Raw genomic sequence first — 13,566 nt, 5'->3', positions numbered from 1 at the left:
CTTCTTCGAATATTTCTAGACGATTTACGGTACACCCACTGATGTACCGTAAATCTTAAACCCTAATAAGTGTAACGCATACGCACACCAAAGGTACGTGGGCGCGTAAAGAAGCGCGTATTATCAAACTGAGTAATAATAGTCGCTGCAGTGCGTACTTCATCAAACAGGTTGTTTGCGAACGCCTCTATTCGCAGTGCTCCTTCACCGTGGGTGTAACCTAAACCAGCATCTACCGTCCAATAAGCATCGACACTATCATCCAATCGACGACGAGGGTTGTCAGGGTTCTGATAATCGACACTATTGAAAATGGTAAGGAACTGGTCGTCGCGCCAACCCGCTGATACCACATAATCTAGGGTTCCCGGACCAATATCAAAGATTTGGCTAAGGCTTGCATTAAGCTGAAAACGTGGTGTGCGTGGTAGTCGATTCCCGTCAATAGATTGGAATACTGCTTCATCTGGCGCAACGTCAGCTTGGAAGCGCGAGTCCTGAATGTCTTGACTGTCTTCTATCTCAGCCTCTAACCATAACGCTGTCCAGCTTAGATTGATATCGTGGGGTAGTTCAAACTTGCCGTCGAACTGCATACCATAAATGGCCGAGTCAGCGGCATTGAAGCTAAATGATACAACCAATGCACCAGGTGTAGCGTCAAGCGGGTCGACAGGCGCACCTGAATTGAATTCAAGGGCTTGCTCTACAGACAGTAAGTTAGTAAACACTTGATCTTGATAATCATTATAAAACGCTGAAAAATTAAACGTAGTTGGAACGTCACCCAGGTCAAACTCATTCTTTGAGCCCACTTCAAACAAGGTCACGCTCTCTTCTTGATACGTTGGTGCTAAAGTAAGCCCTGTTGTGGGATCACTGAACGTGTCATTGAAGCCACCTGACTTATGACCAGTAGCAATTAAGCCATAAACTAACTGATCATTATTGAGATCATGTTCGATACGTAAACGCCAATCAACAAAGTTATTGTCGATACGGCCGTCTTGTACTGTGATTGAGTTATTGGGCGAGATGGGTACGGCGAAGGAGTGTGTACCATCTTGGTTACAGATTAAATTGTCGGTAACATCGCTGTCTGAGCATGCTGGGCGGACGTCTGCGCCGCCTTGCGTTACGCCGTTTGCAAAGATATCGTCAAGGGTGTCGCGGTCGCCAAATTGGGCAATACCATCAAAATAAAAGTTTAAGAATTCTGCGTCAGACACTGCGCCATCGCCATCTTGGTCTGGGTTATAAATGGTGCGGCCAAAACCAGCAAATTCAAACCCTTCTGTGCCTACGCGCGCGCCCATACAACAACCGAATGGGTTACCGGTATTAACATCAAACCCACCCAAGGCAAACGCATAACGTGCATTGACACCTTGACGTGTTTTCGTGTCTTTGGTGTAACGTATACCAACCGTAAAACGAGTATCAGCGCTAAATTCATAGGTTGCATCGGCATACACAGACAGTGAGTCGGTATCAGTATTTGGCTGATTAAATTCAGCACCTTGGAAGAACCCTCCACGGTCGCCGGCAGAGGCTAAAAATGTTTGTTGCCGTTCATCAAACAAAAATATGCCTGCGGTGTAGGTTAGGCGACTGGCATCATCATCTGATAGTAGCCGTAGTTCATGAATAGTCGACTCTGAGTCAGTTAAAAACTGAAAACGAGAAAAATCGTCTAACGCTTGATCAAGGGGGGCCAAAGCATCAAATACACCAGGAAAATCAGGAGATAGCGGGGTTGCCGCTTGATAATCATAAAGCAAGTCGCGATAGCTTCCATTGTATTCAAGCAACACATTACCTAAATCCCATGTGACTTCTAGCTTAAATCCGTCATGAACGGTGTCTTGAATGGGAGAGAAGCCGCGGCCAACCACATCTCGAGGGTCATCAATATCATCAGGGTCGATACCTAAACCTAGAGGAAGTGCATAGTTTGTGCCCGTATAACCCGTACCCTGCTCGCTAGCATAATCATAAGATAAGTAAATGCTTAAGTCGTCAGTTGGTTCGTAAAGCGCCTGAAAGCGAAGTCCAAGGTTATCCGCGGCTTCAGCAAGCTCTAGATTAAGTGGCCCTACATCGTTGTAATACGAATCGTGGTCGACCTTGGTTCCAGCAATACGAAAGGCAAGCTTATCCGTAGCGGGAATATTCAATGCGCCGGTAATCGCGCGCTGATTGTAGTTTCCAAATTCAATTTCAGCGCTGCCGTTCCATTGCCCAATTGCCGGTCGCCAAGGAATAATATTCACAGAACCGGCGGTCGCGTTACGACCTCGGAGCGTGCCTTGCGGGCCTACATTAACTTCTACACGAGAAATATCGAAGAACGCGGAGCCGATCCCAGAGGGGCGAGGGATGTACACTCCATCTAAGTGTGTTGCGGCGGCAGGGTCGCCAAGTTCTGTATTGTTTGAACTACCAATACCGCGTATCCACACTTCTACATTACCTTGGTTGTTACCAATTTCAAGCCCGGGAATGGACTCTGCAATATCAGTAATATCTTGAATACCTTGAGACTTTAGGTCCTCTCCAGAGAAGGCAAATGCGGTGCCCGCTAAATCTTGCAAATCTTGTGTGCGGCGTTCAACGGTAACCACAATTCTTTCAACGTCTTTCTCTTTGTCTTCGACTTGTGTCTCAGCTTCTTGTGCAAGTACTGATGCACTACTTACAGAGGCTGCTATTGCAAAGAACAATGCGTTGCACCATAGCGTTGATGACTTACCGTTGAATATTTTCATGTATCCGTGCTCTGAATTAGTGAGTACATTATTAAATCGTTTCATTGCTCAATTCCTTATTCAGCCCGCGAAAATTCTACGTTGTCGTAGAAAATACCGCTCGGATTGTAGTTCGTCGCTGAGTTTGAAAAGCCAAACTGAAGTATTTGACCGTCCAAGGCATCCTCTAACGTGGCCTGCACCGTAAAGCGTGACCATTCCGTGTTACTGACATCGCTCAAATCGACGCGAATATCCACCGTAGACGCAAATCCATTGTTAGGGTCTAGCACGCGGATATAAGCATAGGCCGAAGTGGGTGATGCTATGCCACCCTCAAAAGGTGCTTTAGCATCAAAGGAAAACGAATACTCACCGGCATCAAGAGCAGCAAACGTTCGCTCTTGAAAGCTGGCTGCCTCAATGGTGAGGCCGTTTCCGTGATCACCGTTGTTGTAATCACTAAACACATTTAGATATTGGGTACCTTGGTCTTCACCTGCCTCACCCGACGCATAGCTGGTAAAGCCCCCCGTATTATTTGGAGAAGGGAAGGGACCGTAGCTATAGGCAAAGTTTCCGTCGGGTGCAAATACCGCAGCAAAGCTTGACCAACCGTCACCAATTTCACCTCCAGCGGCGTTTCCACCCTCAAAATCGCTGCTATAACTTATGCCGCCGGTAGCAACATTGAAGTCAACGTTATCAACCAAGATAGATGATGGAGCAAACCCGGTGGTGCGTGTAGTGAAACCAAACTCTAATAGCTGACCGGCCATGGTTTCACCGTTGATGTTGAAATCGACGCTATATGTCTGCCAATCAGTACTTGTGTTTGCTGACAAATCGATTTCCACACGTGCAGTGGTCGCAAAACCATTCGCGGGGTCGAGTGTTTGAACGTAAGCCGTAACGACAGTGGGGGCTTCTGTTGCAAATTCGTTTGGCGCTCTCGCATCGAAACTAAACGTATAAATGCCAGAATCATCCGTGGTTAAGGTAACCTGCTGGAATGTAGCGGCTTCTATGAACAGGCCATTACCATGGTCAGCATTGTTATAATCGTTAAAAATAACGAGCTGCTGAGCACCTTGTGCATCACCACCTTGCCCTGTTGCAATATTAGCGAAGCTGTTTGTATTCAACGGTGTACCGAACGGTTGCCCGTAGTTATAGACAAAATCTCCATCGGCCGTAAATACTGTTCCAAAGCTCTGCCAGTTTCCGCCAAGCGCCGAGCCTGCTGGGTCTACGGCTTCAAAGTCAGCAAAGAAACCAAGTGGTAGCACTTCTTCTTCTACGATCTCAGTGGTGGGTTCCCATCTGACATTATCAATGGTAAATGTAGCGGTCGCGTTGACATCGGTAACCGCGAGTACCAGACCTGCACTGACTGTCGCGGTATTTAACCCGCTGTTAATAAGCTGGCTCATTGGGATTTCTATCTCTTGCCATTCCCCATCGGCCGGCCTGCCTAGGTCTTGAGGGCCACTGGTACAAGGGAATACGCAGTCAATCTGCATCGTGATTGTATTGGTATCGCTACCAAACTCAGAAACAAACAGGTCAAAAACAACCGCACCGTTATTGTACCCAGCAAGGTTGACCGGGTCGGTTGCAATAAACCACACCCCACTTTCGCCGTCACCATTAAATGTAATCTCAATAACCTGGTCTCGCTGGGCATCGTCATCTGTCACAATGGCCCATTCGATTTTATTTTCACCGTCTGGGTTACTTCCGTCGGTGTAGGTGGCGAAACCAGAGCCGCTATCCACGGCGCCAATCCCAAAATCCCACAGTGGGTCAATGCTATCTATGAACACATTTTGAGGAACGGTCGTCACACTTACAATGCCACAAGGGCGAGAGGATGGAGCGCCGCAAAGTAAGTTAATATTATCGAACTGCATACGGGCTGCGCCGCCTACAGGCTCTAAAACAATGAGATTAAGCACTTCTTCTATATCAAGCGGACCGCCGCCAAATGCGCCGATATTACTTTGTATTACATCGCTGAGTGCAAGTGAAACTGATGTCCATTGATCAAGCGGTAACTCAGTCAGCGGTATCTGAGTGAAACCCACATCTGGAAAGCCACTGTCTACACCAACTTGAAGTATTGTTGCTTTTGTTGCTGCGCTGTCGATATAAACGTCAAACGTAAGCTCACCACCAAAAAATTCATTGTTGTCGGCGCGCCCCATTCCAAACAGCTCAAAGGTGTTGCCTTCTGGGTCATTAATTTGAATGTTACCACCACCTGTTGTAACGATTTCAATCACCGTTCCTCTGTCGGCGTCAGTAGATTCAACTTCTGTAACTGTTAGCGCGCCATTGTTGTCGAAAACGCCAATGTCTAATGGGCGTTCGCTATTACTGTCAGGAAACAGCACGCCTGTACCGTTGTTGTATAGCGTGAAGCTGCTTACAACCACGTCTTGCGGAGGGGGGGTACCGTCACCGCCTTGCGTAATAATAAACGGGTCGACTTGATCAATGCTATTTTCGCATCCAAGTCCATCGCTTACCGGTGCAAGAGGGCATTGATACACACGTACATAATCAACCAGCATTTGCCCAGGGAAAACGTCAGTGTCGTTGGGGTTTGGCATACCTGCAGGGTTGCCACCTACGGCTAAGTTAAGCAAAAGGTGCTGGTTTTCATTGAATGGAGCGTCTTCTTCACCCGCAAGAAAACCTTCAATCTGATTTTTAAAGTAATAATTCCAGTACGTATCTCTGCTGACCGTGAAGTAGTGAACGCCGTCAACAAACCAGCGGATACGCTGTGAATCCCATTCAACCGCATATTCATGGAAGCCATCGGTAGGGTCTACGTCGTAGGTTTTGGTCGCGCTCTCATTAAGGGGGAATCGTTGACCATAATGTACGGTACCCGCAACAAATGGTGTTGCCTGTCCGAACGATTCCATTATGTCTATCTCGCCCCTTGCAGCCCACTCGCCGAAGGGAGAAGGGTCGCTGCCTAGCGTCCAAAAAGCTGGCCACATACCAAGCCCTTCTGGAACTTGAATTCGCGCTTCCATTCGTCCGTAGGTAAAGTCGAGTAAGCCTTGCGTACGAAGACGCCCAGAGGTAAAAGCAAAATTGGGATCGGGCGAGTCGCCTGCGCGCGCTTCAATTACGAGAAAGCCGTCCTCTACGGTAATATTGTCAGCGGTGTAATACTGCTGTTCGTTATTCCCCCAACCGGGAGGTAAGCCGACAGATGTGCCGTCGCCAGTCTGAATTTCCCACTTTGTAGTGTCAACGCTACTACCGTCAAATTCGTCTGACCAAATCAATTCGTAATTAGCTGAGGTTGGTGGGGGAGGATTTGCTAGCGTTCCGCCTTCAGCGGCGTCATCATTTTGGCACCCGCTTAATGTTAGTGTGGTACCAGCAATTAGCGCCAGTTTTAGCCAGGTTCTCTGTATGATCATGCGGCATTACTCTTTATTTACGTAGTGTGCTCTTCGTGTCTAATGCTTACACCAATCTGTAGCGCTTAAAGATTACTTCGACTCGCACTACCTATGGTCAGTAAACGTAATGTGGCTACCTCCATTGCGGCAAAGTAGCATCGGCTTTTAGCCTCTAATAACCCTTCCCAACATCCTGTGGTTCATAAAAAAGGAGCTAAGATCTAACCTTTTCAAGGGCGCTGCGCATTTTTTGATAGTAAACAAATGCCCAGAACTCTTATAAGGTTTAATCTACCCATGAACTTTTTTCCAATTCGAATGTCGAGTCTAGTTGACGGTTTCAAATATGTAAACGCATACAATTTTACATTTACTTCACATTTTGTTTTTTATGGTTTCTTAAAGAAAGCTTAAGCCTTTGTTTATGTAGAATTTAGTTTTCTTTATAGAGGGCGGTGGATGAAATCATCGTTTTCTTAACAAAAAATTAACCTTCAGTGTTTCCGCGTTGAAAGGAGCGATGACTTTGCGTGTAATAAAAATGGAAGGATTAATGGCAGCTGCACCTAATCGGCAAAATCTACGACTAATAAATATGAACGTACTGAATAAACGAGCGTATAGTACAAAGGGTAATGGAATATAGTTGTCGACTGTTAGATAAGAGAACAAAAGGTGGGGAAAATTTAATATGGTTCAAAGCTTATCTGTGCCGTTGTTTATTACTGCTAGCATCTGCTTGTTGTTAAGTCTTTTTTTTATTCTGCTATACCACCGTTTAACATCACGCCATGAAGAGTCAGTGAAATACTACTTTATCTTCTCTCTAGCGGCACTCGTCAGCAGCGTCTTTTTTGGTGCCTTTGCTATTCTAGTAAATTCATCAGAAAACCTACTTTATTTAAGTATCTCTAACCGTATTACGGTTATTGCAGCCATGTTTACCACCGTCCTTAGTTTGCATTTCTATGTCGCGTTTTTTCAATATAAAGCGCCGACCTTTTTAAAATGGTGCTATGTGGTTTGCGCTGCCTTTTCGCTAATGGCGATAGTTCCGAACCAATACTTCTTAGCGAATGTATTTTTTGCGACTTCACAGTACTACACTGGCCTAGCGTATGGCCCTCTTTTCCAATTGTGGGGAGGCTGGATCCTCGTGCTTGCCGCTTATTGTATCTTCATACTTTTTAGGGTGTTTACCCGTCAACGCAGAAGACAAGAGAATAGCAATACAAACACGGTATTACTCCTTCTTATCGCCAATGTGATATGGACGATCACCGGCGTATGCGACACGTTAACAGGCATCCAAATTATCGACTTACCACCATTAACTTGGATAGGCTCGTTTCTCGTTACGTCGTGTATTGCTTGGGTTCTTGTTTTACATATTGATAATTTATATGAAGAAAGGCGTTTGTTGAGTAATCGTCTTATGCATGACCATTTAACCCAGGCATTTTCCCGAAGTTACTTAGAAATACGTTTAAATGAAGCCGTAAACTTAATGGCTCGAGGACAGTTGCAGCAGCTAGCAGTTTGCGTATTTGATATAGACAATTTTAAAACCATTAACGATGAATATGGTCATGCAAATGGCGATGCATTGTTAGTCCAGATAACAAAAATCATAAAAGAAAATATTCGACAGTCTGACTGCATTGCGCGTTTAGGCGGAGATGAGTTTGTTATCTTGTTCTCTGATGAGCAAAACAGCAACCACGCCCCCGAGATTGTAGAACGTATACGAAAGTGCATCGCTGAAACGCATTTTGGCAAAGGAACGCGAAAGTTCAATGCGTCGTGCTCGTTTGGCATTGTGACTGTCGTGCCTAATCAATTAGGAATGAACGATCTCGCCAATCAAATGTTATCAAGCGCCGATGAGGCGTTATACAGCGCTAAACATAATGGCAAGAATGCCATAGGGATTACTACGCTTTGTGATTTATCCTAACACGTAGGCTTTTTAAACCTTTAGAAAGAGAAGACCTACTGCCATTCTCAATGAATGCATCCGCTTTACAATTCAAGTCGGTGTTTTTAGATTTGCCCGAAAGTTGAGATTTAATACATAAATTGTAATACTCTCTTATAGTTATGTTTGTTGAAAGGATCTCCAAACATCACATAGTCAAGGGATTGTTGAGCGTCATCGTTACGCACGCCGCCATGTTGTCGTCCGCTTGAATAATTTGTCGATAATCAGAGGGTGGTTTAAAAATGAAAATAAAAATTATTGGTATCGGGATAGCTTTAGCTTTGGCTTTCACATCAGCAAACGCTTCACCGCCGAAAGATGCAAGCGAAGTTAAAGCGCATTTAGAGTTTTTGGGTTACGATATTTCTTCTAGTAGCCAACGTATGAAGGCTACACACTCAACAGAACTCAATTTTTTTATGAAGAGCTTCAGAGGCGGTATCCTTGTCACTGCCTTTTTTGGTGGGAACGATCTTTCAAAGCGAAATAAAGCAGAGTTTCTAGAGGTTTTAAATAGCCTCAATGCTAAATCTGCCGCGTCACGATATTATATTGATGGTGACGGTGATATGGCTATCGAAGCATATTATCCAGGTTCGTATGATAAAAAGTCATTTGCCGCATTCTTGGATGCATTTCAGTTAGAACGCGGTAATATAGCCGAACTAGGCGACCAAATTACCATGTTTTTAGAGTAAATCTACAAGTAAGAAATAAGCCTGGTTTGTTTTTAGGAACGAGTCGGGCTTCATTTATTATTCACACTTACTAACAAGCAAACCGATAACGCATGCTATCACTACCTTACAGCGCAGTGTTCAGCCAAGTTTCTTTTTAGCAACACTTCTGACAGCTTTTGTTAAATCACCGATAGCCCCAGACTCTACCGTATTCCAGTGCCAAAAAAGGGGGATGCCGAGCGCTTTCGTTGGGAAAAGTGGAACCAAATTTCCATCGGCCACTTCCTGGGCAACCTGAAGCGTTGGTAGTAGCGCCCATGCGGCGCCATCAAGCGCCATTTTTACAAAGCCATGTGAGGAAGGGAACCAGTGGCACGTGGTGAACGAGGGGGCAATATTTAAGCATTCACGCTGGTAATCTGAGAGCAGTGTTACGTCATATTCGTCATAGAGTAACCCCGGTGCCCTCATAACAATATCTGGTGTTATTTCCTCTCTTAAATATCGCTTTATAAACTGAGGTGATGCATAAAGTTGATATTTCATTGTGCCTAACCGAATCGACTGCCCACCTGTGACCGGTGTGCCTGTCTGGCTAATACATGCCATCACTCTTCCTTGTTGAAGAATATCTCGGGTTTGGGTTTGGTCTGCATTCACTATGTGTACAGGGTTGCCTCGTTTTTCAGCAAACTCAGCAATAACTTGAGAGAACCATGTTGCTAACACATCGTTGTTTACGGCAACGCTAATTGGTGTTGTGCCGGCCTCAATACCACTGTGAATATTGAGTGCTTCCTCTAACACACTGACTTTTTGAATATGAGCCAGCAACTCTTTACCTAAAGGCGTGGCACGTAATGGTTTTGTTCTGATTAAAACAGGGCCTTTAACATTTTGCTCTAAGCGCTTAATTTTCTGCGATACCGCTGATTGTGTAAGGTTAAGGGCTTGTGCACCTTTTTCGAAGCCCCCGTAACGAAGTACTTCGCTAAAACATTTCAACGCATCGTAATCTAGCATTACTCATCAACCTCTGTGAATGAATCGTTATTTATATTAATTCTGCTAATCAAAAATAAAAATCATTAATTTAATTTAGTTTGAAAGTGGAGGTAAGATCAAGACCAGATTGAAATGAAGCGTGGGGTCGGTCGACCTAACTAGTGATACATAGAGGCAAGAAAATGATAGCAGCAGTGACAAGTGGCTTTGTAATGGGTGGTACGCTCATTATTGCGGTTGGCGCACAAAATAGCTTTTTAATTGAGCAATCCATGAAGCGTCAATGGACCACGCTTTTTGTACTCCTTTTTATTGTTAGCGATGCTATCTCTATTAGCTTAGGCGCAATGGGCTTCGGTTTATTGTTAAGAGAGTACCCTATGCTTGTAACCGTAACAAAGTGGGCAGGCGTCGCGTTTTTACTCTACATTGCTTATCGGAAAGTGAAATCGTCTATGGCAAACGATAGCTTAGTGCTAGCAATGGCACAAAAGCAGCTGTCGTTTAAAAAGGCTATGCTAATAGCGCTGGCGGTGACATGGCTAAACCCACATTTTTACCTAGACACATTGCTGTTGATGGGCAACTTAGCAAGTCAGTGGCAAGAAAATAAGTGGTGGTTTGTCGGCGGTGCAATCGGCGCTTCAGTGGTATGGTTTGTCGGGTTAAGTACGTTAACGGCAAAGTTTGCTCACCATATGCAGCGTCCTAATTTTTGGCGTTGGTTCAATCGTTTAAACGCAGCAATACTGGGGATGGTGAGTATTCAATTAGCGAGTTTGTAGTATAGGCCTCTGCGTATTTTTATTAGCAAAACGAAGGAATTCGACATATCTTTTGAACAAACGACGGTGTTGTACGTAATGTTATAATGTCGAAGCAAAGCAAAAGGAGTACGCATGATGGCAAAAGTTCTAACACGTTTACTGCCAATATTGGCGATAAGTGCAAGCGTAGTAGGGATGACGGGGTGTAGTGATAGCGAAGTAGGCGACGTGTCGCTCGGCGTGTTTACAACCAAAGATATAAAAATAGATGCGTTGCAAGACCCTATTGTCACCGGCGTTACGTGCCACATTTCAAGTATTGAAGCCAATCTTGATTTTTCTGACCCATCAGACAGCTCAATAGCGTGCAGACAGACCGGCCCTATCACTGCTGATATGTTGGCTAGTATAGATAAATCCGACTCTGGAGACGTGATTTTTAAAAAGTCTAAAAGTGTCTTTTTTAAAAATATGAAGTTGCGCCGAATCTACGATGAAGACGCAAAGACGCTTATTTATTTGTCTTATAGCACAAAAGAAACGTCAGGCAGTTACAAACACAGTTTGTCGACCGTCCCGTTGTGGGAAACCGTCGCGTTCGCGGGTACATCGAATATAAGTAACTAATTAACTAAGTAGCTAAGTGACGTGTTTCACAACAAAGCCCCACTTATTTTTTAAGTAGGGCTTTTTCTAATTAGAAAAAACGTACATATGTGAGCATGGCGCTAAGTGCCATGTCATCGTCAGTAATTGGGCTATCGCTGATGCTATCGTCAAAAAAAGTGGCGCCAAAATCTAGCCGGGTCATTCCTCCTAAAAATTGACGAGTCGTAAACCCTAATCGAAGCTCGGTGTTAAGCGCGCTATCTGCTTGGTAAAACGCACGGGCGGCAGTTGCTTCTTGTGCGGTAACCCCATAGTAATAATCAACATAGTTACTGTCTTGATAATTCAAACCGACCGAAGGCTCAATGATCACACCTTTATATCGAAATTGTTTAGCGACTCGCGCTGACGCTTGATAACCATCAAAAGTGTTAAGGATATCTGCGTTTGCAGACACGCTGTATATCCAGCCTTCCGTTGTATAGGAAATGCTGGCTCCAGCCCCATAGCTAAAGTCTCTGTCTTCCATGCCCTCGAATACTGCGCTGTCGTCCTCTTCATATCCCGCAAAGATAGGAACGAGTTGGGCATCAATCGTTAGCCCATCTTCTTGAAAAAGCTGATAGCCGACAAATGGGCCGTATACGCGAAGGCGTTCACCGACGTACCCAATAATAGGAATAGGCACAATACGATTATCAAAACCGGTGTAAACGTCTTGGGATGCCGCAACACCTAAACCATATGTCCAACCTTGTGGTTGATTAGACGGTGCTTGCGCCGATGCGCCACCAGATAGTATTGCGCTTAATGACATGAGTAGCGTGGTAAGGGTAATACGTGCATTCATAAATAATTTCCTTTTAGTCATCTACAGCCAAGGTAAACAATACGATCAATAAAATGCCAATTAAATGAGGCGCATTTAGTTTAAGCGAAATACGTTTTGTCTCTCGTTAAAATATAAATACGTGATTGCACGCTTCCTTCTGGTAACATCGTACAAACGCCGTTGATAAATGAGAACGTTTACCCAAAAAATAAACATATCAATATAATTTTATGGTTAACTTACGTATTCTTATTTTAATAACAATGATTAACACTAAAAACGGCGAATACATTGAGTATAGGCGCGTAGCATCTTACAAAAGTAGGTACTCAGCAAGCGCTTTAAGCCAGCGATGTGGATAGAGAAATCAAAAACAGTGGAACGAGAGAAACGTGTTAGCAGCTAATGGAAAGATGATGCAGGAAGATACTTATTTTGTCGGTATCGATGGCGGTGGCACGCACTGCCGTGCGCACATACAAGATAGCAAAGGGAATATTCTTGGTAGCGGCGACGCAGGTGCAGCCAATATTATGACCAATGCACAGCAAGCCAAAGCGTCGATCATCGAAGCTTGGATGCAAGCCGCTGCTCAAGCTAATCTGTCGGTTACACCAGATAACGTTGCCCTAGCAGCCGGGCTAGCAGGGGCAAATGTTGAATCCGCCAAACGAGCATTTTTAGCGCTAACGCAAATTTCAGATTGGCCCTTTAAGTCTACAACAGTACTTAGCGATTTACATGCGGCGTGTTTAGGCGCGCATGCGGGTCAAGAGGGAGCGCTAATCATTGTTGGGACCGGCTCTTCTGGTACCGTATTCAAAAAAGGAACGTTCACAGATAAAGGTGGTTACGGGTTCAATGTGGGTGACAATGCTAGCGGCGCGTGGTTGGGGCACGAGGCGCTCAAACATGCGCTGTTGGTATTAGACGGCCTTCAGCCTGAAAGCTTACTTTCTACCTCATTGACTGAATACATTGGCGAGGTTTCTCCGACTAAACTCGTGAGTGCTACCGCACAATTTGGACCTCAACAATATGGTGCGATGGCGTCGCTCGTAAAGACGGCGGCTGACAACAACTGCGCTTACGCCAATGAGCTTCTTCAGCAAGGTGCACGTTACATCGATGCGCTAGCCTCAACGCTAACGACACCCTCGCCAATACCACTTTGTATTGCCGGTGGCCTTAGTCAACTTTACTTGCCTTACTTAAGTGATGAGGTAAAAGCACGTTTGGTCTCTCCTAAACATAATGCCCAATGGGGGGCGGTCTACTTTGCCCAACAAACGGCTGTAGAGTAAATTTACGTTATCAAGAATACTGCGCGCCATGCTCTATGCGTGTTTTTTGCATTCCTCTTATTACATTATCTTCCGGTTAACGGCAAAATAATCATGTGTTTGATGAAATAAATGGGCCTTACTTGTTACTTGGCATAATAGCGGTATAAGATAATGAAAACCTGCCTGAATCAAACGCTTGGCCAAACAAAGCGAGATTTACAAGGACGAAAA

The 13,566-nt window shown here is 44.8% G+C and carries 9 protein-coding genes; 5 read left to right on the top strand and 4 right to left on the bottom strand.

Annotation, left to right across the window (positions count from 1 at the left end; translation table 11 throughout):
* Positions 1-62: 62 nt before the first annotated feature.
* Positions 63-2,813, bottom strand: a complete 2,751-nt coding sequence (locus tag AC27EZ_RS02485; protein ID WP_487133784.1) for a TonB-dependent receptor — start codon at positions 2,811-2,813, stop codon at positions 63-65.
* 11 nt (positions 2,814-2,824) lie between these two features.
* Complete coding sequence (locus AC27EZ_RS02480; RefSeq protein ID WP_487133783.1) at positions 2,825-6,193, bottom strand: family 16 glycosylhydrolase; 3,369 nt, start codon at positions 6,191-6,193, stop codon at positions 2,825-2,827.
* 673 nt (positions 6,194-6,866) lie between these two features.
* Here AC27EZ_RS02480 and AC27EZ_RS02475 point away from each other — a divergent pair.
* Positions 6,867-8,132 carry a diguanylate cyclase gene (locus AC27EZ_RS02475; protein ID WP_487133782.1) on the top strand — a complete coding sequence of 422 codons (1,266 nt, stop codon included), beginning with the start codon at positions 6,867-6,869 and terminating at the stop codon, positions 8,130-8,132.
* Positions 8,133-8,398: 266 nt separating this feature from the next.
* On the top strand, positions 8,399-8,854 hold the full coding sequence (locus AC27EZ_RS02470; protein WP_487133781.1) for a hypothetical protein: 456 nt from the start codon (positions 8,399-8,401) through the stop codon (positions 8,852-8,854).
* 120 nt (positions 8,855-8,974) lie between these two features.
* Here AC27EZ_RS02470 and AC27EZ_RS02465 read toward each other — a convergent pair whose 3' ends face one another.
* Positions 8,975-9,859: an ArgP/LysG family DNA-binding transcriptional regulator gene (locus AC27EZ_RS02465; RefSeq protein ID WP_487133780.1), complete on the bottom strand. Its 885-nt coding sequence runs from the start codon at positions 9,857-9,859 to the stop codon at positions 8,975-8,977.
* A gap of 164 nt (positions 9,860-10,023) precedes the next feature.
* On the opposite strand from AC27EZ_RS02465, the gene AC27EZ_RS02460 reads away from it, so the two are divergent.
* Positions 10,024-10,626 (top strand): LysE/ArgO family amino acid transporter, encoded by a 603-nt coding sequence (locus AC27EZ_RS02460; RefSeq protein WP_487133779.1) that lies wholly within the window; start codon positions 10,024-10,026, stop codon positions 10,624-10,626.
* Between the two features lie 117 nt (positions 10,627-10,743).
* Positions 10,744-11,235: a CreA family protein gene (locus tag AC27EZ_RS02455; RefSeq protein ID WP_487133998.1), complete on the top strand. Its 492-nt coding sequence runs from the start codon at positions 10,744-10,746 to the stop codon at positions 11,233-11,235.
* Between the two features lie 70 nt (positions 11,236-11,305).
* Here AC27EZ_RS02455 and AC27EZ_RS02450 read toward each other — a convergent pair whose 3' ends face one another.
* On the bottom strand, positions 11,306-12,067 hold the full coding sequence (locus AC27EZ_RS02450; RefSeq protein WP_487133778.1) for a MipA/OmpV family protein: 762 nt from the start codon (positions 12,065-12,067) through the stop codon (positions 11,306-11,308).
* A 374-nt stretch (positions 12,068-12,441) separates the two neighbouring features.
* On the opposite strand from AC27EZ_RS02450, the gene AC27EZ_RS02445 reads away from it, so the two are divergent.
* The gene (locus AC27EZ_RS02445; RefSeq protein ID WP_487133777.1) at positions 12,442-13,353 is read left to right on the top strand and encodes a glucosamine kinase nucleotide-binding domain-containing protein; all 912 of its coding nucleotides are present in this window, start codon (positions 12,442-12,444) and stop codon (positions 13,351-13,353) included.
* Positions 13,354-13,566: the final 213 nt, after the last annotated feature.

It is taken from the genome of Alteromonas sp. 4NH20-0056, from assembly GCF_057539655.1.
This window is presented reverse-complemented; position numbering and strand designations above follow the sequence as displayed.